Raw genomic sequence first — 21,586 nt, forward strand, 5'->3', positions numbered from 1 at the left:
CCCCGCGCCTCAATTCTTTGCAGGTGTTTTGAGCGGCAGGTAGTGCTCGCTGTCGTACGCGGTCGTGACCGTGTAACCGTCCCGTTTGCGGATCTTCAGGAAGAACAGGGTAGGCGAGACGCCGGCTGCGCCGCCGCACGCTTCCGTGTGGTTTTCGCGCACTCGCACCAGAAAGTATTCGCCCTTGTCGGCGGTATCGAAGAGCAGGCACTCGGTCTGGTCTTTCGAGAGACCGTAGGTGCGCGTGATGTCCGCCGCTCGGGTGGCTGCGTTATCGTCATTCGTCACCGGTTGATGGGCAGCGCATGCCTGGGTGCAGACAATCAGCGCAGCCGTGATGATTGCGCGGCGCATCATGGCTCGGTCCTGCGCGCGTCATACTGGTCGAGCTTGTGCGCGCGGATGATTGCGTTGAGCTTGACTGCGTAAGACGGATCCGTCGCATAGCCGTTGCGGGCGAGCGCGTTGGCGAACTGCGAACTGCGGGTGTAGAGGAAGCACGACCGGAAGCGCGGATTGTTCCGAAGCATTTGCGCATAGTCGTCGCGGCCTCTTCATAGCTGCCGTAGGCGCGGAACGCATCATCGATCTTGATCGCCTTGCCGTTGATCACTTCGTGAGTGGTGAACGTGGTGCTGTCGCCGCCCGGCGCGCGGCCTTTGACGCCGAAATAGGCGTTGCCGACGACCGACCTTCCCCAGTTGCTTTCAAGCGCCGATTGGGCAATGACAACGCCCGCTGGCACCTGATACCTGCGCTGAACCTCCTGCGCAGCGGCCAGATGGGTATCGATGAATTGCCGCACGTACGCCGGCGCCACGTGGGGCTTCGGCTTGTGCCCTGTCGCGGGGTGATGGTGCATGGACGGCTGTGCCATGGCAAATCTTTTCATCCTACGAAACGGGGACCCAGCATGCCACACGTGCGTATCGCGGGCAATCAGCCACCCGATGCACACGGCATAAAGTTACTTTGAACGTGCTTCATGGCGCGGGAAAAGACAGGGCGACCGGGAAAATGTTCGCGCATGTTCCCGGCCACCTTTCCACTGCACGAGCCAGTGAATTAGCCAAGGCCCCGACACCTACCGGTAGGCGGGCCGAATTCTAACAAATATCCAACAAAGGCAATCCACTATGGCAAATCCCATCGTTCCATGGATCGGCGGCAAGCGCCGCCTCGCGGATCATCTCATTCCGCGGTTTCCTGAATATGACTGTTACGTCGAGGTCTTCGCGGGCGGGCACGCGTTGTACTTCATGCGACCACCGGCGAAGGTCGAGGTCATCAACGACATCAACGGCGAGCTGGTGAACCTGTACCGCGTCGTGCAGCATCATCTTGAGGGATTCGTGCGCCAGTTCAAATGGGCGCTCACCAGCCGGCAGGTGTTCAAGTGGCTGCAGGATACGATCCCGGAAACGCTTACGGACATCCAGCGTGCGGCCCGCTTCTATTACCTGCAGCAGAACTGCTTCGGCGGCAAGATCGAGGGACAGTCGTTCGGCACGGCAACCACTGCGCCGCCGGGCCTGAACCTGTTGCGGCTCGAGGAGACACTGTCGGCCGCGCACCTGCGCCTGTCAAACTCGTTCGTCGAACGGCTCGACTGGAAGGCATGCATCGACAAGTACGACCGGCCGCACACACTGTTCTATCTCGATCCGCCGTATTGGGAGACCGAGGGTTATGGCGTGCCGTTTCCGTATTCGGAATACCTTGAGATGGCGGCCCGCCTGCGATCGTTGAAGGGCAGGGCGATCGTCAGCCTCAATGATCATCCGGACATCCGCCGGGCGTTCGAGGGCCTTCACATCGAGACGGTGGACATCAGGTACACGGTGGGCGGTGGGGGCCGGGAGGCTGCGCGCAAGGAGGTGATTATTTTCAGTTGGGATGATGCGGCACAACCGGCAGGTCTTTTCTAAGCCGCGGCGATCACAGGAACCCTGCCGAGGGTTCCAGCGTTTGCGCCGTCTTTTGTCCTGACGTATTGTAAATGTCCTGCCGACTTCGACTGTGCTGACGGCGGGACTGGCCTCGCGACGATAATGGGCAGCGCCGGCCAGGACGCGAGAGGCGATCAATCTGAATGGTCAATCAAGATCGGGTATTGAATTGCCGAGATTGTGGCGGCCTGCAAAGCTGTTCAGGCCGATTGAACCGAACTCAGCCTTCGCGCCGACAAAGCGACTTTGAACGGCCCAGTTCGACTCTGAGCCGACGTTCACCGTTCTACGAAGCGGACATTGATTCAAGGTAACCTGACCCGCTTCTGAAGCTACCCACGGATCGCTTGAAATCATCGTCCTTTAGTACATTCGCGGGACGAGCGTGTCATCCGCTACCCGCTGCACTGTACCCTGCCATGAGCGCCTCGGCCTCCCTTGCGAACGGGTGCATGCTGTCTACCGCGAGGCGTATCAGCGCAATCATGGGCGAGTAGCGCCCGTACTTCTGATAACGATTGATGCTTGCCCCAATGTCTTGCATGCGCCATTCTAACTTCGCGCTCGCGAAGTTGCGGTCTCGACGGTTCACCGCCTTCTTGCTTCCGTCGATTGCCACGAGCGCTTCAAAGAGCAGATCCAGGCACTGACATAACACGACAAATTGCCGGCAAACGCTTCGGATATCCGGTGCGTCCTGAGGACGAGACCAGGCTCTCATCGTTCGTCCATGACAATATCAACATGCTCGTACGCTACTCGTTCGCGGCGCCGGTGGCCGTCGCACGCGGTGAATTGCGCCCACTGCGCGATTCAACCGATCCTTAGGTCGGGGCATTGCCGTTGCTCCCCGGACCCCTTATTTTGCATTCGTCTTGTGCCTTACGACCCGGGTGGCATACTTGGCTCATTCGCGGTTGAGAGAAAAGCGCGCGTCAGCTTCCGATAACCAGGCATTTTTATAGCCATGAATCCAAGAGGACATGCCGAATGAACAGTTTCGATACAGCAATCCTAGCTTTCCTGACGCACAACGCTTTTAGCTCCGACCTGATTAACCACGCGATAAGGGTAATCGCGGACCTGTATACATTCAAGGGCCTCGTGCTCATACCCATTTTGTGGTGGATGTGGTTCAAACCCAGTCAGCGTGGCGAATGGGAGCGTGAAATGGTCATTGCAACGATTGTGGGCGGCCTTCTGGCGCTCGCAATCGGCAGGCTTCTCGCCGATTATTTGCCATTTCGGGTGCGGCCAATCTATAACCCCGAGCTGCACCTGCACTTTCCATCCGCCAGTCTGCGAGACGTGCGAACCTGGAGTTCCTTTCCGAGCGACCACGCGATGCTGTGGATGTCAGTCGCGACAGGAATTTTTCTCGTCTGGCGCCGCGTGGGCGTGCTTGCGCTTTTGTACACCGCGATCTTCATATGCATGCCGCGCGTTTATCTCGGCTTGCACTATCCGACCGACGTACTCGCGGGTGCGGCGATTGGGATTATCATCACATACGTAATGACACGGGACTCCGTCAGAACGCGTTTTGCGGTGCCGATACTGGGATGGATTCAGAGATTTCCCGGGGGCGGTTATACGTTGGCGTTTCTCTTGTGTTTTGAACTGGTAACCCAGTCGGTGGAAATACGTTTGCTCGAGCAGTCCGTTTCAAAGGCAGTACGACTGGACGGGACCGCAACTTATCGGCCCGGCAACCACTGGCAATAGCGTGAGCGTGGTAGATCGACTGATTTAAAAAACGAACCGTACACGAATCCGGACGGAGGTTGACCGGAAGCGGAGGCCACGAACCGCAGTCCCCGCAAAATCCCTGGCCCGACCGGTGAATGACCGCTTTACGCTGGCGCGTCCGATCGTCTGCTTCTGGTCGTCACTGGTCCGTCGTTGCTGACCAAGATGGATTGCCTTGAGCGGTCAATCTGGATGGTTATTGCGTGTAACGCATTGATTTAAAACTAGATGCAGCGGCCTGCAAAGCCGTTTAGGCCGGTTCGACTCCGGCTCGCGCCTCCAGTAGTTGATGAAGAGAAAAGCCCCGACTCGTCGGGGCTTTTCTCTTTTCTGCGCGTAACCTCTTGCGTCTCGCATCCAACGTGCTTCCCGATCAGGGGTGTCTGCCGTGGCGTTCCCCTGCGCGTATCTGCAGCTTTGCTGCTTCCGCCGGTATAGTGCGCAGACGTTCAGCCCTGATACACCGGCATCTACCGCATGCGCATCCAGAATATCGAACGCCGTTCTTTCTACCTGCGTGTGATCTGCGCGTTATGCCTCACCGGCGTGCTGCCGGGTGAATGACCCAACGCCCGAATACCCAATTGCCGAATCGCCCGCCAATCCCGAGGCTGCATGTACCTACAACTCACCGGCACCAACGTACGCCTGCTCGGCTCGATGCATTTGTTCCCTGCAACGAGCCGCAGGACGCCGCCCTGGATTGCCGAGGCTTATGACTGGGCCGAAACGCTGGTCTTCGAATCCGATGCACCGACCATCTTGCCGTTTCTGAAAGCGCACTCGCGAAGCGGTGCCGATCAACTGCGGCCCTTGCTATCCGCCGACGCCTGGAATCAACTCCAGGCCGTGTGGCCCGTCGACGGCCCGTTGGCGCCGCTCACCGATTTGCGGCCATGGGCCGCGCTGATCGTCGCGCCGACGCTGTTTCAGCAGGTCGTCGAAGGCGTCGAGCCGCGCATGCTGCGCTCGGCGCTCGCACAAGCCAAACCGTATCGGTATCTCGAGACCGCGGAGGAAGTGGCGACGTCGCTCGAATCGATTCCATTGGAAGCAGTCGGCGCCGCGCTCGGTTTGCTGGTGGCCGATCTGAAGGAGCCGCAGCGCACGCTCGAGCGCATGCATGCGGCCTGGCTGCATGGCGATCTGCAGGCCGTGCACGAAATTGCCGTCGAGTCGCCGATGTTCAACCTGCCCGGCATCCGCCACGCCCTTCTCGATGCGCGCAATCGCGCCTGGGCGGCGCGCGTGACGGAGATGCTCGGACGGCCGGAGCGAACGCTGGTGGTCGTCGGCGCGCTGCATTTGTGCGGCCCTGAAAATCTCGTCGAGTGTCTTGGCCGCCCTGTCGAGCCGGTTTTCCTGGGCGCGTAGCGGGCTTGCTGCGGGTGACTGCACGCGCCGAACGTGGCGAAAAGCGCAGGGAGTGCAGGCGAGAAAAGGACTCGCTCCGACGGTGGCGGCTGACCGCCGCAGAAGCGCCGCGTGCCGCGACGAGCCCCGCGCCCCGCTCGCCGGTGGTCCGCGCCCCATTCCGCAATACCGGCGCGCCATAGCCTAAGCCCGCCAGGCGCGGCATAATTCCGCATCGCCGCCGTCCGCACAGGCGCGCCTTCTTTTTTGAAGCCTTTTCATGACCGAACCGCTGCACATCGCCACGACCCCGCTCGCACAACTCGAATGGCGCTGGAAAGCCTTCGACGATCTCACCGCCGCTGAAGTCTACGCAATGCTGGCTGCTCGCAGCGCGGTGTTCGTCATCGAGCAGAACTGCCTTTACGGCGATATCGACGGTCTCGATACGCAAGCCTGGCATCTGTTCGCCTTCGGTCCCGGCGCGAGCCATCCACCGCTGGCAGGTTATCTCCGTGTGCTGCTGCCGGACGCCGAGAACACCGATATCCGCATCGGCCGCGTACTGACGACGGCGGCGTTCCGCGGCATCGGTCTTGGCAACGCGATGCTCGAACGCGCGCTGACGCAGATCAGGGCGCAGTGGCCCGGCACGCCGATCCGTTTGCATGCGCAAGCGCATCTTCAGGCTTTCTACGGCGCGTTCGGCTTTGCGCCGATCTCGGACATTCACGAAGAGGACGGCATTCCGCACGTGTGGATGCGTTCGGTCTAAGCGTCAACGAAACTCGGCGCATGCATGCGCCGGCCGCCTTCAATCGCTTTGAAATTGCCGGTATCAGCGGTGGCTGCTCGCCGGCACTGAACCGCCTCGCGCCGGCGCTTGCGCGGCAGCCGCTCCTCGTTCGCCACGCAGACGTCCGCGTGCCGACAGCCGCATCCAGTGACGCAACGCCAACAGGGCGCCGATCACGCTCATCATCGAACCCGGAATCCACAGCAGCAGTCCGCCGATCTGCTGATCGCGCATCGGGCTCAGCCACGTGAAGGCGCGTCCGCAAATCGAATAGATCGGATAAAGCTCGCGTGGCGAGAAGAAGATGAACGCGCCGAGGATGATCTGCGGCGGAATCGCGGCGATTACCACCAGCACGCGTTTGCCCGGCGACAGCCGCGCCGGTGGCGCGGGGCGCGAGTCGAGCACGAGCCACCAGAACAGCAGTCCGTCGATCACCATGCTCCAGTTCATCACGCGGTAGAGCCGCCAGTCGAGCATCGCCACGAAATGAATCGGCGACATCAGCCAGAAATAAATCAGTCCAACGAACAATGTAACCGCGACCACAGGATGCATCACCACGTCGAGCACCTTGCGCACGATGCGGGTTTGCAACGCGGGCCGCACGAAGCGTTGGCGCCAGCCGAACGGAATGCCCGCACGCAATGCGGCGCCCGGATACGACAGCGCGATGAAGAACGGGCCGAGATGATGCAGCACCAGATGCTGCGCGCGATGCATGAAGAACTCATGCTCGAAGAAGTAATCGAGCCGCGTATGCAGCGCGACATACAACGCCGCCAGCCCGAACCAGAAGGCAATGCGCCGCGCAATCGACACCTTCGCCTTGTGCGCGCCTCGCACGAACAGGATCGCAGGCACCAGCAATGCGATCACGACAGTCGGTGAAAACTCCCAGGGGTCGAGCCAGTAGAGCAGGGTCATCGTACGGCGTTACTTGGTCTGTGCGGGCGATTTGACGGCGAACGGCGTATCGAGCGTTTCGCCGTCGGAGAACTTCAGCGTCAGATGCACGGTGTCGCCCGGCGCCACCTTGTGCTTCGCGTCCTCGAGCATCACGTGGTAGCCGCCCGGCGCAATCGCGACCTGGCCGTGCGCGGGCACCGTCAGCTTATCGACCATCACCATTTTTTGCGTCGAGCCGTTCGACACGGTTTGATGCAACATCGCGCCGCCATAGTCGTTGCTGGAAATATCGACGAGGTCGACCGGCTTGTCGCTCGCGTTCATCAGCGTTACGTAGCCGGCGGCGGGCAGGTTGTTCGGCAACCAGCGGACCCACGCCTCTTTGGCGCTGATCGCTTGAGCACCGGCCGCTTGCGCGCTTGCGGCGAAACCGAACGAAAGGGCGAGGGTGCAGCTCAATGCAGCGAACGTTTTGATCTTGATCGACATGGTTGGATTCGGGAAAGGTCAGGAACGGTCATCAATGATACGGCGCAGGTCCTGTGCGATCGCGTCGGGGGTGTCGTGATCGGTGGCGAGCAGGCGCGCGTGGCCTTGCTGGTCGAACACGTAGACGGCCGAGCTATGCGTGACTTCGTAATTGCCGTCGGGGTCGCGCTTTTCCATCTGATAGGCGACCCGGTAACGCTTGGCGAGCGATTCGATTTGCCAGTCGGTGCCGGTCAGCCCTTCGGCGTGTTGCGAGTCGAAGGCGCCGATGTAATCGTGCAATGCCTTGGCCGTGTCGCGCGCCGGATCGACGGTGATGAACAGGATGCGCACTTTTTGCGCGTCCGGGCCTAGCTTGCCCAGCACCTGCATCAGACGGGCCATGGTCTCGGGACAGACGTCCGGACAATGCGTATAGCCGAAGTAGACGAGCGACGTGCGGCCTTTGAATGAGTCGCCGGTGACGGGACGGCCGTCGTCGCCGGTCAGCGAGAAATCCAGATCCGGCAAGTGGCCGGTCACGTTGGTCAACTGCCACGGTTCGGCGCGATGCGTGCAGCCGGCTAGCGTAGCTAGCGCGCCTACCATAACGGTCAGCGCGAACAGGCGGCAGGACCACGCCCGGGGTGGCGATGCAAGGTTCGGTTGCTGGCGCCGGGATGAGATGATCGGGAACAAAGCAGGATTCAATGACTCGATTGAAGAGTGGCACATGAGCTGACACATAAACTGGCACACAAGGTGGCGCAAGAGCCGATACCTCAGCGGACGCAGTGCGCTTCGCGCAAAGCGCGCAGCCCTTCATGGTGTGCAAATATGGCCGTAACCTGAGTGGTCTGTGTGGCTGCGACTGTATCGCAAAATAGCCGGCGGCGTGGCGCAGCGACTGTTGGCGCGCGGTTTGCGAGGCAATTTGACGCAGGCGGCTGAAAGCTGGATGAAGCCGGATTGTGCTCTTTTTGAACGCAATCCACGCTGGCGTCGGCTCGCGCGCCGCGACCGGGCTTGTGTCCTGGCTTACTTTCTCGAAAAATGGGTGGATGCGCGGTAAGATGCGCACACTTTTCCGGCCGCAGAAGGCTGAAAGGCAAAACTAACCGATGCAATCACTTCCGGCATTTCTGTCTCCGAGCGAGACGGCATTTTTCTTCGACTTTGACGGCACGCTCGTCGAACTCGCACCCACGCCGGACGGCGTGCTGGTGCAACCCGAAGTCATCGTGCTGCTGACCGAGTTGCAGCGTCTGACGAATGGCGCGGTGGCGATCGTGTCGGGGCGCGGCATCGATAGTATCGATGCTTTCCTCGGCTTGCCCGATCTGCCGGTCGCCGGTCTGCACGGCGCCGAGCGGCGCGACGCGAACGGCGATACGCAGCGTATCGGCTTTCACGACGAGCGCCTGTTGCGCATGGAGCAGGTGCTTGCGCAGGTCGTCAATTCGAATCCCGGCATGCTGCTCGAGATCAAGGGCGCGGCGCTCGCGCTGCACTATCGCAATGCGCCGGATCGCGAGCCGGTGGCGCGCGAGGCAACCGGGCGGCTGGTCGCCGATTACGCCGGCTCCTATGTATTGCAGCCCGGCAAGATGGTCTACGAGATCAAGCCGAAAGACGTCGACAAAGGCCGCGCGCTGCGCGCGTTTCTCGACGAGCCGCCGTTCGTCGGCCGTTTTCCTGTGTTTGCCGGAGACGATCTGACCGACGAGAAAGGCTTTGCCGTCGTCAAGGAGCGCGGCGGTCTGTCGATCAAGGTCGGTGCGGGCGATACGATGGCGCACACGCGCGTCGATTCGGTAGCGGCATTGCTCGACTGGCTGGCGTCGATTGTCGCGGCGGCGCGCGGAGCATGATGACCGCGCCGTATCGCTCAACGTACATAACGTACTTCAAGTACTGCATCGGGAATCGCGCTTCATGAGCCGACTGATCATCGTATCGAACCGGGTCGCGCCGATCTCGGAAGGCGGGCCGGCGGCAGGGGGCCTGGCGGTCGGCGTGTACGACGCGCTGAAGGAAACCGGCGGCATGTGGTTCGGCTGGAGCGGCGACGTGCTCAGTTCGGGCCAGCCGCAGATCAAGGTCGAGGAGCGCGGGCCGGTGACCTTCGCGACGATCGCGCTAATGCGCCGCGACTACGACCAGTATTACCGCGGTTTCTCGAACGCGACGCTGTGGCCCGCGTTCCACTATCGCGCCGATCTGCTGCAATACGACCGGCACGATTTCGAGGGCTATTGCCGCGTCAACGCATGGCTCGCGCAGCAACTCGTGCCGCTGTTGCGCGAGGACGATGTGATCTGGGTCCACGACTACCACCTGATTCCGTTTGCGCAAGCATTGCGCGCGGCCGGCGTGAAGAATCGCATCGGCTTCTTTCTGCATATTCCGTTTCCGGCTTCACAGGTCCTGCTCGCGGTGCCGCCGCATCGCGATCTGGTTGAAGCGCTGTGTTCGTTCGATCTGCTCGGGTTCCAGACCGCGCCGGATCTGCGCGCGTTCTGCGACTACATCGTCAACGAGGCGAACGGCACGATCGACCCATCCGCTACGGGCCCGCTGACCGTTCACGCGTTCGGCCGCACGTTGCGCGCGGCGGCCTATCCGATCGGTGTCTATCCGGACGAAATCGCCGAGCTCGCGAGAGCGGGCGAGCGCGGCAAACCGGTGCGCACGATGAAGGCGACGCTGCATTCGCGCAAGCTGATCATGAGCGTGGACCGGCTCGATTATTCGAAGGGGCTGGTCGAGCGTTTCCGCGCGTTCGAGCGGCTGCTCGAACATGCGACGGCGCAGCGCAACAAGGTGTCGTTCCTGCAAATCGCGCCGCCGACGCGTGCCGACATGCACGCGTACCAGGACATCCGTCTGCAACTCGAAGGCGAGTCGGGCCGTATCAACGGCCGCTTTGCCGAGCTGGACTGGACGCCGATTCTCTACATTCATAAGCAGTACGAGCGCTCGGTGCTGGCTGCGCTGTTTCGCACCGCGCACGTCGGCTACGTCACGCCGTTGCGCGACGGCATGAACCTCGTCGCCAAGGAGTACGTGTCGGCGCAGGATCCCGAAAATCCCGGCGTGCTGGTGCTGTCGCGCTTTGCCGGCGCGGCACAGGAGCTGGACGGCGCGCTGATCGTCAATCCGGTCGATATCGACGACATGGCCGATGCGCTGGCCAAGGCGCTGCAGATGCCGCTCGCGGAGCGCCAGGCGCGTCACCGCGACATGATGGTGCAGTTGCGCGAGAACAATGTGTCGGTGTGGCGCGATAACTTCATGCGCGATCTGCAGAGCGGCGATGGTGCAACGAGCACCAGGAGTGTGAAAACGCGTGCAGCGTCGTGCAAGCGGGCAGTGCGCGAAACATTGGCTGAATAGGCCGCTATAAAGGCCGTTCGCGGCGGGTCCGGAAAACAAGGAAGCCGCTCGAAAGCGGCTTTCTGGTTGCTTCCTTGTCGGTAGCGCCGGGCGCTACGCAGTTCAAACCACGTGCTGTTCGTCGACCTTCTTGCCGCCGACATGTAGCGTGGTGCCCTTGCCATATTGCTTCGAAAGCAGGTCGCGATATAAGCCCGGGCGCGAGCGGAGTTCTTCCGGGCTGCCGTCGTCGATCACTTTGCCCGTGCTCATCACAATGATCCGATCGAAATTGTTCAGCGTCGACAGCCGGTGCGCGATTGCAATCACCGTGCGACCCACCATCAGCCGGTCGAGCGCCTTCTGGATCGATTCTTCCGACGCGCTGTCGAGTGCCGAGGTGGCTTCGTCGAGCAACAGGATCGGCGCGTTCTTCAGAATCGCCCGGGCAATCGCGATCCGCTGACGCTGACCGCCGGACAGCTTCACGCCGCGATCGCCGACGATCGTATCGAAACCTTCGGGCATCGCCTCGATGAAATCCGTGCAGCGCGCTTCGCGCGCGGCGGCGAGCACTTCTTCGCGGGTCGCTTCAGGCCGGCCATACGCGATGTTCTCGTACACCGTGCGATGAAACAGCGAGATATCCTGCGGCACCAGCGCGATCGCGTGGCGCAGGCTGTCCTGGGTGATCGCGGCGATGTCCTGGCCGTCGATCCTGATCGCGCCGCCTTGCGTTTCGTAGAAGCGCTGAAGCAACGCGAGCACGGTGGATTTGCCCGCGCCCGACTTGCCGATCAGGCCGACCCGTTGGCCCGGTTCGATACGCAGATCGAAGTGATCGAGAATCGGCCGGCGGCGCGGATAGGCGAACGTCACGCCTTCGAAATCGACCCGGCCGCCTTGCGGCACGAGTTCGGTCGCGTCGCTGCGGTCCGGCATGCCGTGCGGTTCGAGCAGCGTGCGCACCGCTTCCGCGAGCCGCGCGACGTGCTGTGTCACGTCGACGAGCGCCACGGCCAGATCGCGCGTGCCGTGCAGGATCGTGAAGCCGAGCGAGCTGACCAGCACGATGTCGCCGGAGGTCGCCCTGCCTTGATCCCACAGCCACAGCGCCCAGCCCAGCAAGCCGGCCGACAGCAGCGCGGTAATCACCGCGTGCAACAGCCGCAGCTTTTCCAGATACAGCAGGCTCTGCTGGCGGGCATCCATTTCCGCTTTGACCGTCGCGCCAAAACGCTGCTGTTCGCGAAACGTCATGCCGAAGGCGCGCACGAGGCCCATGTTGCTGATCACGTCGACCAGCTCGCCGTCCACCGAGGCCGCTTTGGTCGCGAACTGGTGATGCCGTGCCGAACCGCGGCCGGCAAGTTTGTAAAGCACGACCGACAGAATTGCCGAGCACAGCATCAGGCCGGCCGCCATCAGCGGATTCACGGCGATGATCATCACGATCGCGCCGAGCACCGCTATACAAGGCGGCAGCACGTTCCACGCGGTGGTGTTCTCCGCGGTGTACACGGCGTTCGAGGTTGCCGTGATGCGGCTCGCGAGCATACCCGGCTGCTTCTCGGCGTAGTAGGTGGGCGAATGGCCGCTCAGATACTGGAACAGGTCGCGCCGCAAGTCGCCGGTGACGGCCACGAAGGTATGCGCGGCGACCCAGCCGCCGACCCGCCACAGCAGGTTGTCGGTGGCGATCAAACCGACGAGGATGGCAAATGCTCCCCACAGCGGACCGGGATGATGCCGGCCTTCGCCGAGCACGTCGATCAGATGTTTGATCGCGTATTGCGAAGCAAGCGCACACCCCACGGCCGCAACCACGCTGCACAGGACGGTGGCATGCGCGAGCGGGTGGCGGCGGATAAAGCGGAAGAGAAACGCAAGCGGCCGATGCGCGTAGCTCGCAAGCTTTGCGTTTTGGGCATTACGCTGGGCGATGGTTGAGTGTTCCAATTGATCGTGAGGTCGGAGTGTTTCGGTTGTGCACGCAAGGCATGGGCCACGGTAAATAGCTCGCCGCGAAGCCGATGCTTCGCATTGTAAACATGCAAAAGCGATTGCGCCCTGGGTATCCGGCGCGTTGACGCGACTGATTTCGCGATAGAGGTCCGCGACCGACCATTGCTTGGCCCGCCGACGGGGCGGTGGTTCACGCAGGCTGCGGAATATTTCGAGATATAATTACAAATTGCATTCAATTTTTACCGATGTGCCGGTGCATTTCTTCAACGGCTGCCGGTAAAGTTGGCGGCGACCCGGCACGCGCCGCGTTCGAGGTGCGTGCGGCGAGCCAGTCACCAATGTAGAACTGTCTTAGAAAACAAGGGTTTGCAAAGTGTTTCGCGCTTGTAACAACGTAAAGACTTTGAAATGTTGTGCTGCAGCGCAAATTCCGGCACCGATAATGCATGCTCTGTTGGCCCAGCGAAATATCTGACAGTTTGTCAACGTAGGTGTTGCGTGTGCGTTTACCGGCACATGCGCAGACGGTGACGACATCGATCTGGGCTCACTACCCAAGCGATCCATCGCAGGATTTCTCGAAAGAAACAGGCCCGTGCCGGGATCAACCGGCCAGAGTGCCCTGGCGAGCAAGCGAGTCGCTTTTAACCAAACGCAGTACTTTTGCCTGATTTTTTACGAGGAGTTCTCCATTATGCGAATCGCTCAAATCGCTCCGTTGCACGAGGCGGTTCCTCCCAAGCTGTATGGCGGCACGGAACGAGTGGTGTCCTACCTGACCGAAGCTCTGGTCGAACAGGGCCATGACGTGACGCTTTTTGCGAGCGGCGATTCGCAGACCTCGGCGAAACTCGAAGCTTTCTGGCCGCAGGCGCTGCGTCTCGACCCGACGATCCGCGACGTGATGGCGCCGCACATGCTGCTGCTCGAAGAAGTGCGCCGCCGCGCGGATGAATTCGACGTGCTGCATTTCCACATCGATTACTACCCGTTCTCGCTGTTCGCCCGTCAGCCGGTGCCGTTCCTGACCACGCTGCATGGCCGTCTCGATCTGCCGGAACTGCAACCCGTCTTCAATACGTTCAGCGACGTGCCGGTGGTGTCGATTTCGGACAATCAGCGCATCCCGCTGCAACAGGCGAACTGGCTGCAAACGGTCTATCACGGTCTGCCGGAAAACCTGCTCACGCCGATCAAGGACGTTGAGCCGGGCTACCTCGCGTTCCTCGGCCGCATCTCGCCGGAAAAGCGCCTGGACACGGCGATCCGCATCGCTGAACAGGCCGGCATGAAGATCAAGGTTGCTGCCAAGCTGGACAAGGCTGACCGTGCGTACTACGACGAAGTGATCAAGCCGCTGATGGCGCTGCCGCACGTCGAATACATCGGCGAAATCAGCGAAGCCGAAAAAACCGAATTCCTCGGCAATGCGCACGCGCTGCTGTTCCCGATCGACTGGCCGGAGCCCTTCGGTCTGGTGATGATCGAGGCGATGGCTTGCGGTACGCCGGTGATCGCGTTCAATCGCGGTTCGGTGCCGGAAGTGATCGAAAACGGCGTGTCGGGTTTTGTCGTCGAAGACGAAATCAGCGCGGTCGCCGCTGTGAAGCGTTTGCACACGCTGCCGCGCGCCACGGTGCGCAAGGCGTTCGAATCGCGCTTCTCGTCGAAGGTGATGGCGCAGAATTACGTCGCCACTTACGAAGCGCTGCTGCGTCAGAAGCACCGTACGGTGCTGCGCGAAGTCAACGCCGGCTAATGCCTGGTTGGTAAAAGCACGGTAAAAAACAGTAGAAGCCGGCTGCGGAGCGCCTCCGCCAGCTGCCAGTAACGCCTCGCGTGCGTCATGCCCGCGGGGCGTTGTTGCATGCGCGCCGCGTTTTTTTGCGCCGGCGGCAGAAAGTACGGTTTTCGGGCCGGCAAGCGTGAGCCTCCCTCAGTAATATCCCTATAATGGCCGTGCCGCAAATTTGGCGGCGGCGCGCTGACGAAAAGGAGGATGCCTTGGCGAGAACGAAAGAGACGCGTGCGAACGCGGCGCCCGGCGCCGGAACGATTTTCGCGTTGCGCGCCATCGGTCTCGTGCTGCTGACTCGCTGGCTTTTTTCGATGGCGCAGATGGATCTGGGTGCCTCGCTGGCGGCGATGGTGTCCTCGCCGTGGGCGTGCATCAATCTTGTCTTCCTGTTCCTGCTGATTTTCCTGCCGGGTGCCCGCGCGGTAGCCGAGCGGCCGTTTCATCCGTTGCCGCAATGGCTGCGGCAGGCGCTGCGTCTGTTTGCTTTCCTCGGGTTTCTGTTCGCGGCGTGGTCGGTCGGCGCCTTTGCGGCGAGCGCGGGTTGGCGGCGCGCCGCGCAAGCGGTGGCGGCCACCAATGGCTGGCTGCTGGCCGCGCCGGCGTTGTACGCGGCCGTCGTGTGGATCTGCCGGCCGCGCGCGCTGTGGCGCACCAATATCGCCGCACGACGCTTCGCAATTGGCCGCTACGCGGTCGCGCTCGATCCGGCGACGCGTACCGTGGTCGTGTGGGCCGAGCGTCGCAAAGTCGGTCAGTACGATGCACGTGAGTTGTCCGTGCGTTGGCCGGCAGGGCAGGGTATGACGAGCCCACCGACGCCGACGCCTGCAGTGGCTTTCGGTGCTGTGGGCGAGCCGGGCGTGACGTCGGCGCCGGTTAGGATGGCTACCGCGGCTTCACTTGCTCGCGACGGCTTCGGCCGGCGGCCGAAAATCGAATTGCTGTGGGATTCGCCCGCTGCGGCGGGTCACAACCGGCAAACCGTGTTCCGCGCCGCGCTCGCTACCGAAGGCGATCGGGTCGCCGCTCGGGCGCTCGATACGTCGTTGCGGCAAGTTTGAAGCTGGCTGTTCGGGAATTGCCCGCGCCCTCGGTCGAGGCACCCGTAGCGTAGAGAGCCCATACTTGGCATCAGTGAGATAACACCGTCCGGCGCGTCCAGCGCGAATGCGGGCGAGTGAGAAATACGTCGTTCGTGTCGCGTCCTTTTACAGGAGTCGCTATGCTGGTTCGCTGGTTGCTTGCCGCCGTTCACCTGCTTGCTTATGGCTTTGCGCTCGCGTCGATTCTCCGGCGCACCTGGGCATTGCGCCGCGCTACTGTCCCTGCTGCGTTACGGTCCGTTTTCCGCGCCGACACCGGGTGGGGCATCTCGGCATTGTTCCTGATCGTCACCGGGTTAATGCGCGCCTTCGGCGGCTTCGAAAAGGGCGCCGACTACTACCTTCATGAGCCGCTCTTCCACGTCAAGATGACGCTGCTCGTGCTGATCCTCATCCTCGAAGTCCCGTCGATGCTCGCGCTAATGCGTTGGCGTGCCGCACTTCGCAAAGGCAGCCCGCCGGATCTGCGGCGAGCGCGGAGATTCGCCCACCTCAGCGTGATCCAGACGGCGTTGCTGATCGCGATGGTGTTCGCCGCCTCGGGGATGGCGCGCGGTATCGGGCTGCCGACGGGCGTGGTCTAGTAGTGGGCGCGCTTTCAAAGCAATTTACTTCCCCACCAGTAGCGACGAATCGTCCACCCGAGTCGCCTTCGCACCAGCGGTTTTGTGCATGACCTCCGGATCGGTCAATCCCTTGATCAACTCCAGCGCCTGACGTTCGAACAAGCGGCGGTACAGGCCGTTCTCGAGCTTGATCAGCGTCTCGTGGTCGCCTTCCTCGACGATCTTGCCCTTGTCCAGTACCAGCAGCCTGTCGAGCGCTCGCACGGTGGAAAGACGGTGCGCCACCACCAGCGTCGTGCGGCCCGTCATCAGCCGCTCCATCGCCTGCTGGATCAGCACTTCGCTTTCGCTGTCGAGGCTCGACGTCGCTTCGTCCAGAATCAGGATCGGCGCGTCGGCAAGGACGCCCGCGCGATGGCGACCCGCTGACGTTCGCCGCCCGAGAGTTTGATGCCACGCTCACCTACCAGCGTGTCATAACCGGCAGGCAGCGCCGCGATGAAGCCATGGGCGCTGGCGAGTCTTGCCGCGCGTTCGATCTCGGCACGGCTCGCGCCGGGCCGCGCATACGCGATGTTCTCGGCAAGCGAGCGGTGAAACAGCACGGGCTCCTGCTGAACGATTGCAATCTGGCTGCGTAACGATGCTTGCTGCACATGGGCGATGTCCTGGCCGTCGATCGTGATCCGACCTTCGGAGATGTCGTATAGCCGCTGGATCAGCTTGATGAACGTCGTCTTGCCGGACCCTGAATGTCCGACTAGCCCCACGCGTTCGCCCGGTGCAATGCGCACGGAGAAATCGTCATAGAGCGGCGTGGCGTTCACGCCATAGTGGAAGGCGACATGTTCGAAGCGGATCTCGCCCTTGCCGATCGAGATCGGACCCGCGCCGGGCCGGTCCTCGATGCCGAGCGGCTGGCTCTCCAGCGACACCAGTTCTTCCATGTCGTTGACCGAGCGCTGAAGGTTGCGGATATGCATGCCCACTTCGCGTAGATAGCCTTGCAGCATGAAGAACATCGTCAGTGCGAACGTGATGTCGCCGACGCTTGCCTCGCCACGCGCCCACAGCAGCAGCGCCGCGCCGAGGATCGCGGCCTGAATGGCCACCAGCATGCCGCCCTGTACACCGCCGTTGATCGTGCCGCGCATCCACGTGCGGCGCGTGCGATGACGCCACTTGCCGATCACGCGGGCAAGCAGGCGTTCTTCGCGGTCTTCGGCGCCGAATGCCTTCACCACGCCGTTGCAACTGACCGCATCGGCGAGTGCGCCGCCCATGCGCGTATCCCATGCATTCGCAAGGCGAGCGGCGGGCGCGACGAAGCCGAGCGACAGCGCAACAGTCACCGCGATATACAGCACGGCGCCGACACCGACGACCGCGCCCATCAAGGGCCAGCGCACGCCCAGCAAAACCGTCGCGCCGACCAGCATGACCAGCGACGGGAACAGTGCGATCAGCAGCGTGTCGTTGAGCAGATCGAGCGCCCACATGCCGCGCGTGATTTTGCGCACCGTGGATCCGGCGAAGCTGTTGGCGTGCCAGTCGGTCGAAAAGCGCTGCACGCGATGAAAAGCATTCGCGGCGATCTCGCTCATCATCTTGAGCGTCAGCTTGATGATGTTGAAGAAAACGCCCTGGCGAAGCAGGGTGGCGCCGAGCCCGAGTGCGCTCAGCACGCAGAAGGCCGTGAGCGCCGCGTGCCAGACGTTGTCGTTGCTGCCGGACCTGACGCGATCGCGTCGACGAGCCGCCCGGCGAACATCGGCGTGAGCACGTCGGCCAATGCAGAGAACAGCACCAGCACCGTAATGGCGAAGATGCGCCAGGGCTGCCGGGCCCAGTGACGGAAGGTGAAGCCGAGGACGTCCTTGAAGGCTTGTCCGCGAAAGTCGAGTTTTTTTCTGGTCATTTGCCACGACGCGGTGGCGCATGAGCGCACCGAGGTTCCAGTCAGGAGCGAAAGGACGAGACAGTCGGAGGGTGCCAGAATGTGCTGGCAAAAAGACTACGGGCTGTCCGGGAATTGCGCGGGGCGCCTGTTCAGGCAGAACCGCGTGAGCGACGAGTTAACGTCGCGAGACCATGCCAGGGACGGCGAGATGCACTGCGAACATGTGACGCCTCCCTGTAGTCGATGAGGTGGAGGTAAAGAAGCCGGGGCGCGTGCCCGAGACCTGACTATATCAGCGCTATTTCGCGGTTGCAATCGTACGAAGTTTCGGTGTCGACTTCGAATGGGAGCAGTGCGAGCGCGTTGCTATGCGCCGTGTGATCGCCGGGACATAGCATGCGAAATGAAAAAAGCCTCAGGTCTTGCGACCCGAGGCTTTTATTCTTCGGTGATCGACACACCAAGATTCTGGTGGGTAGTACTGGGATCGAACCAGTGACCCCTGCCGTGTGAAGGCAGTGCTCTACCGCTGAGCTAACCACCCGAAGAGAGCCGAATTATGTCAGGGATATTCCTACTCGTAAAGTACTTTTTAAGTAGTTTGCTCATCCGCGGCCGGCGCGCGCTCCAGCCTCCACACGCTCGTGCCCTTGACCGCCTTGTCGAGGCCGTCGAGCACAGTCTGGTGCGCGGCGAGTTCGTCGTCGCTGGCGGCGAGCACCACCAGATCCAGTGAGTCGAGTGCGACGCGCGGCGCATGCGTATCGCCGCCGGCGTGCGCGTCGCCGAGCATGTCGATCACAAGGCTTTCCTGGCCACGCGTCATCGCCAGGTAAACTTCAGCGAGCAGTTCCGAGTCGAGCAGGGCGCCGTGCAGGGTACGGTGCGCATTGCTGATGCCGAAGCGGTCGCACAGTGCATCGAGTGAATTGCGCTTGCCCGGGAACATCTGCTTGGCGCGCGCCAGCGTGTCGATGATCTCGCCGCAGTAGGTGCTGACCGGCGGCAAACCGAGCAGCGCGAATTCGACGTCGAGAAAGCCGATGTCGAACGGCGCGTTGTGAATGATCAGGTCCGCGTCTTGAATGAAGTCGCGAAACTGGTCGGCGATCTCGGCGAACTTCGGTTTGTCGCTGAGAAACTCAGTGGTCAGCCCGTGAACGGCCAATGCACCCGGATCGCTGTCGCGTTCCGGGTTGATGTAGAAGTGCAGGCTGTTGCCCGTGAGCCGGCGGTTCAACAGTTCGACGCAACCGAGTTCGAGGATCCGGTCGCCGGTGCGTGGATTCAGGCCGGTGGTTTCGGTATCGAGGATGAGTTGACGCATGTCGGATTAGCCTGCTCTAAAAAAATCAGCGAAAAAGAACGGCGCGCGTGGGCGTGGCGCCGCGGGCGTCGAGGCGGGCATCACATCTCTGCAAGTGACGCGACGCCGCGATTGGCCAGTTGATCGGCGCGCTCGTTTTCCGGGTGGCCGTTGTGACCGCGCACCCAGCGCCATTCGATTTCGTGTTGCGCGACCAGCGCATCGAGCCGCTTCCACAGATCGGCGTTCTTCACCGGCGTTTTCGACGCGGTCATCCAGCCTTTCTTTTTCCAGCCGTGAATCCACTCGCTGATGCCTTTCTGCACGTATTGCGAGTCGGTGTGCACGACCGCTTTGCATGGGCGCTTCAGCGCTTCGAGCGCGGCGATCACGCCCATCAGTTCCATGCGGTTGTTGGTGGTGTTGGCTTCGCCGCCGAACAGTTCTTTTTCCTGGTCGCCGAAGCGCAGCAGCGCGCCCCAGCCGCCGGGGCCAGGGTTGCCTTTGCAGGCGCCGTCGGTATAAATGTCGATGAGATCGGAAGTCATTGGGTGTGGTTACGTGTGTTCGGTGTGGCGGCGGGCGCGAGGCCCGCGGTGAGGACGGGTTTTTTCACTTTCAGCGGACCGACGAGGTGCATGCCGCGCACGCGCTTGATCGCCTTGATCATGTATGTGGCGCCGAAAATCGGCCACCAGCGGTCGCCGGCGGCCTCCATGAAACTGTAGCGCGAGAGCCACTGATCGCTGCCAAGCGGCGGACGATAGCAGCCGAAGCGTCCGCGTTCAAGGTCGAAACCAAGCAGCTTGATCCAGTCTTTCAGGCGCGTGAACGCAATCAGATCGACTGCCGCGGGTACGAACGGCCGGCCGGTCATCTTGCCGACCGACTGCCGCGCGCCCCACAGCGACAGCGAATTGAAGCCGAGAATGATCAGTTGCCCTTCGGGCATCAGCACGCGCTCCGCTTCGCGCAATAGCCGGTGTGGGTCGCTGGTGAATTCCAGCGTGTGCGGCATCACGATCAGATCGACGCTTTGCGCTTCGAACGGCAAGTCGAGCAGATCGCACCACACGGCGCTGCGCCCGGCCGGCGCGGGCAAACCTTGCGGGGCGCTGCTGCCGAAGCTGTTGCCCACGCGCCCCAAGCCGCGCGGAAAAGTGTAGGGCGCGCTGGCGCCGCTCGCGGCGTCGAGCACAAGGCCGCGGCACGGCATGCGGTTTTCGCGCAAGGCATCGAGCTGCGGCAGGCCGAGTTGCAGCGCATGGTAACCGAACACGTCCGACACCACGCGGTCGAGCTGGGTCTGTTCCCAGTCGAGCACGTAGCGTCCGGGGGGCGAATCGGTCCACGCGGGCCAGTCTATAATTGCTCGGTCAGTCATATCAAAGAATGCGTCGCCTATGAATGCGCTCGAGTACGTACCGGTCCCGGCGTTTGAAGACAATTACATCTGGCTCGTGTCCGACGGGCACCATGCGGTGGTCGTCGATCCGGGTGAGGCCGCGCCCGTTCGCGCTTATCTGGCGAAAAGGGGGTGGCAGCTGAGCGCTATTTTACTCACCCACCATCATCAAGACCACGTCGGCGGGGTGGCCGATCTGCTGAACGGCCAGGCGGTGCCCGTGTACGGCCCCGCCGGTGAAGCGATCGAGCATCTCACGCATCGTCTCAAAAGTGGCGATCGCGTGAATATCGAGGCGCCCGTGCTCGAATTCAGCGTGCTCGAGGTGCCGGGCCATACGAGCGGTCACATTGCGTATTTTCAGGCTGCCGACCCGCGCGGCACGCCGCACGTGTTTTGCGGCGACACGCTGTTCGCCTGCGGCTGCGGCCGGCTGTTCGAGGGCACGCCCGCGCAGATGCTTGCGTCGCTGGATTCGCTCGCCGCGCTGCCCGGCGCCACCGAGGTCCACTGCACCCACGAGTACACGCTATCGAACATTCGCTTCGCGCTGGCGTGCGAACCGGGCAACGCTGAACTGCAAGCCTGGCGTGACGAAGCGAGCGCACTGCGGGCGCGTCACGTGCCGACGCTGCCGACCACAATCGCCCACGAACGCGCGGTGAACCCGTTTTTGCGCGCCGACAGTCCAGCCATTCAAACGACCTTGCAGGAGCAGTTGCACGAAAAAGTGCCTGATCGGTTGACGGCGTTCACGCTGATGCGCGAATGGAAGAACCGCTTCCGTTAACCAGATTGACGTCAGGGTATTCCTCGCGCGAAGACTCGCAAAAATTCGCCAAGCCTAAGATTTGCTTGATTTTTTCGCTATTTTCCGATTGACGTAAACGTTGCCGTTTCGTACTATCGGCTGCAAATTCCAGCCCTTGTGGAAGCCGAGA

19 protein-coding genes, 1 tRNA gene and 3 pseudogenes are annotated in these 21,586 nt (G+C 62.0%); 11 read left to right on the top strand and 12 right to left on the bottom strand.

What is annotated here, in order from left to right; genetic code table 11:
• Window positions 1–9: 9 nt before the first annotated feature.
• Together SB772_RS25925 and SB772_RS25930 are read right to left on the bottom strand one after the other, a co-directional pair.
• On the bottom strand, window positions 10–357 hold the full coding sequence (locus SB772_RS25925) for a hypothetical protein (RefSeq protein WP_410836042.1): 348 nt from the start codon (window positions 355–357) through the stop codon (window positions 10–12).
• A pseudogene (locus SB772_RS25930) lies at window positions 354–892 on the bottom strand (glycoside hydrolase family 73 protein). The gene SB772_RS25925 and the pseudogene SB772_RS25930 overlap by 4 nt, the downstream one beginning before the upstream one ends.
• A gap of 244 nt (window positions 893–1,136) precedes the next feature.
• On the opposite strand from SB772_RS25930, the gene SB772_RS25935 reads away from it, so the two are divergent.
• Window positions 1,137–1,928 carry a DNA adenine methylase gene (locus tag SB772_RS25935; protein ID WP_410836043.1) on the top strand — a complete coding sequence of 264 codons (792 nt, stop codon included), beginning with the start codon at window positions 1,137–1,139 and terminating at the stop codon, window positions 1,926–1,928.
• 532 nt (window positions 1,929–2,460) lie between these two features.
• Here the strand turns inward: SB772_RS25935 and SB772_RS25940 are convergent.
• Window positions 2,461–2,643: pseudogene (locus tag SB772_RS25940) on the bottom strand (IS5/IS1182 family transposase); the annotation flags it as partial.
• A gap of 296 nt (window positions 2,644–2,939) precedes the next feature.
• Between SB772_RS25940 and SB772_RS25945 the strand changes: the two are divergent.
• From SB772_RS25945 to SB772_RS25955, 3 genes are all read left to right on the top strand, one after another.
• On the top strand, window positions 2,940–3,674 hold the full coding sequence (locus SB772_RS25945; RefSeq protein ID WP_410836044.1) for a phosphatase PAP2 family protein: 735 nt from the start codon (window positions 2,940–2,942) through the stop codon (window positions 3,672–3,674).
• 639 nt (window positions 3,675–4,313) lie between these two features.
• A complete protein-coding gene (locus tag SB772_RS25950; protein WP_410836045.1) occupies window positions 4,314–5,072 on the top strand; it encodes a TraB/GumN family protein in 759 nt (252 codons plus the stop codon).
• Between the two features lie 259 nt (window positions 5,073–5,331).
• The gene (locus SB772_RS25955) at window positions 5,332–5,826 is read left to right on the top strand and encodes a GNAT family N-acetyltransferase (RefSeq protein WP_410836046.1); all 495 of its coding nucleotides are present in this window, start codon (window positions 5,332–5,334) and stop codon (window positions 5,824–5,826) included.
• A 63-nt stretch (window positions 5,827–5,889) separates the two neighbouring features.
• Here SB772_RS25955 and SB772_RS25960 read toward each other — a convergent pair whose 3' ends face one another.
• The 3 genes from SB772_RS25960 to SB772_RS25970 are packed head-to-tail and all read right to left on the bottom strand — an operon-like array spanning window position 5,890 to window position 7,833.
• Complete coding sequence (locus SB772_RS25960) at window positions 5,890–6,774, bottom strand: cytochrome c oxidase assembly protein (protein WP_410836047.1); 885 nt, start codon at window positions 6,772–6,774, stop codon at window positions 5,890–5,892.
• Between the two features lie 9 nt (window positions 6,775–6,783).
• A complete protein-coding gene (locus tag SB772_RS25965; RefSeq protein WP_410836048.1) occupies window positions 6,784–7,245 on the bottom strand; it encodes a copper chaperone PCu(A)C in 462 nt (153 codons plus the stop codon).
• Window positions 7,246–7,263: 18 nt separating this feature from the next.
• Entirely contained in the window at window positions 7,264–7,833 is a 570-nt protein-coding gene (locus SB772_RS25970; RefSeq protein ID WP_410836166.1) for an SCO family protein, read from the bottom strand.
• A gap of 250 nt (window positions 7,834–8,083) precedes the next feature.
• On the opposite strand from SB772_RS25970, the gene SB772_RS25975 reads away from it, so the two are divergent.
• The 3 genes from SB772_RS25975 (at window position 8,084) to otsA (ending at window position 10,620) form a co-directional block, all read left to right on the top strand.
• The gene (locus SB772_RS25975) at window positions 8,084–8,296 is read left to right on the top strand and encodes a hypothetical protein (protein WP_410836049.1); all 213 of its coding nucleotides are present in this window, start codon (window positions 8,084–8,086) and stop codon (window positions 8,294–8,296) included.
• Between the two features lie 49 nt (window positions 8,297–8,345).
• On the top strand, window positions 8,346–9,095 hold the full coding sequence (gene otsB / locus SB772_RS25980) for a trehalose-phosphatase (protein ID WP_410836050.1): 750 nt from the start codon (window positions 8,346–8,348) through the stop codon (window positions 9,093–9,095).
• A 64-nt stretch (window positions 9,096–9,159) separates the two neighbouring features.
• Entirely contained in the window at window positions 9,160–10,620 is a 1,461-nt protein-coding gene (gene otsA, locus SB772_RS25985; RefSeq protein WP_410836051.1) for an alpha,alpha-trehalose-phosphate synthase (UDP-forming), read from the top strand.
• A 102-nt stretch (window positions 10,621–10,722) separates the two neighbouring features.
• Here the strand turns inward: otsA and SB772_RS25990 are convergent, their stop codons facing one another.
• The gene (locus tag SB772_RS25990) at window positions 10,723–12,558 is read right to left on the bottom strand and encodes an ABC transporter ATP-binding protein (protein WP_410836052.1); all 1,836 of its coding nucleotides are present in this window, start codon (window positions 12,556–12,558) and stop codon (window positions 10,723–10,725) included.
• Window positions 12,559–13,261: 703 nt separating this feature from the next.
• On the opposite strand from SB772_RS25990, the gene SB772_RS25995 reads away from it, so the two are divergent.
• From SB772_RS25995 to SB772_RS26005, 3 genes are all read left to right on the top strand, one after another.
• Complete coding sequence (locus tag SB772_RS25995; protein ID WP_410836053.1) at window positions 13,262–14,326, top strand: glycosyltransferase family 4 protein; 1,065 nt, start codon at window positions 13,262–13,264, stop codon at window positions 14,324–14,326.
• A gap of 245 nt (window positions 14,327–14,571) precedes the next feature.
• The gene (locus SB772_RS26000; protein ID WP_410836054.1) at window positions 14,572–15,426 is read left to right on the top strand and encodes a hypothetical protein; all 855 of its coding nucleotides are present in this window, start codon (window positions 14,572–14,574) and stop codon (window positions 15,424–15,426) included.
• Between the two features lie 161 nt (window positions 15,427–15,587).
• Window positions 15,588–16,052 carry a DUF2214 family protein gene (locus tag SB772_RS26005; protein ID WP_410836055.1) on the top strand — a complete coding sequence of 155 codons (465 nt, stop codon included), beginning with the start codon at window positions 15,588–15,590 and terminating at the stop codon, window positions 16,050–16,052.
• Window positions 16,053–16,076: 24 nt separating this feature from the next.
• Here SB772_RS26005 and SB772_RS26010 read toward each other — a convergent pair.
• From SB772_RS26010 to SB772_RS26030, 5 genes and pseudogenes are all read right to left on the bottom strand, one after another.
• Window positions 16,077–17,952: pseudogene (locus SB772_RS26010) on the bottom strand (ABC transporter ATP-binding protein).
• Window positions 17,953–18,403: 451 nt separating this feature from the next.
• A tRNA-Val gene (locus SB772_RS26015) sits at window positions 18,404–18,478 on the bottom strand.
• Window positions 18,479–18,526: 48 nt separating this feature from the next.
• On the bottom strand, window positions 18,527–19,261 hold the full coding sequence (dnaQ, locus tag SB772_RS26020; protein WP_410836056.1) for a DNA polymerase III subunit epsilon: 735 nt from the start codon (window positions 19,259–19,261) through the stop codon (window positions 18,527–18,529).
• An 80-nt stretch (window positions 19,262–19,341) separates the two neighbouring features.
• A complete protein-coding gene (gene rnhA, locus SB772_RS26025; RefSeq protein WP_410836057.1) occupies window positions 19,342–19,788 on the bottom strand; it encodes a ribonuclease HI in 447 nt (148 codons plus the stop codon).
• Entirely contained in the window at window positions 19,785–20,624 is an 840-nt protein-coding gene (locus tag SB772_RS26030) for a methyltransferase domain-containing protein (protein ID WP_410836058.1), read from the bottom strand. Before SB772_RS26030 ends, rnhA begins: the two co-directional genes overlap by 4 nt.
• Before the next feature lie 19 nt (window positions 20,625–20,643).
• On the opposite strand from SB772_RS26030, the gene gloB reads away from it, so the two are divergent.
• Window positions 20,644–21,435, top strand: a complete 792-nt coding sequence (gene gloB, locus SB772_RS26035) for a hydroxyacylglutathione hydrolase (RefSeq protein ID WP_410836059.1) — start codon at window positions 20,644–20,646, stop codon at window positions 21,433–21,435.
• The last annotated feature ends 151 nt before the right edge of the window (window positions 21,436–21,586 follow it).

The organism is Paraburkholderia sp. SIMBA_030 (assembly GCF_046535245.1).
Taxonomy (GTDB): domain Bacteria; phylum Pseudomonadota; class Gammaproteobacteria; order Burkholderiales; family Burkholderiaceae; genus Paraburkholderia.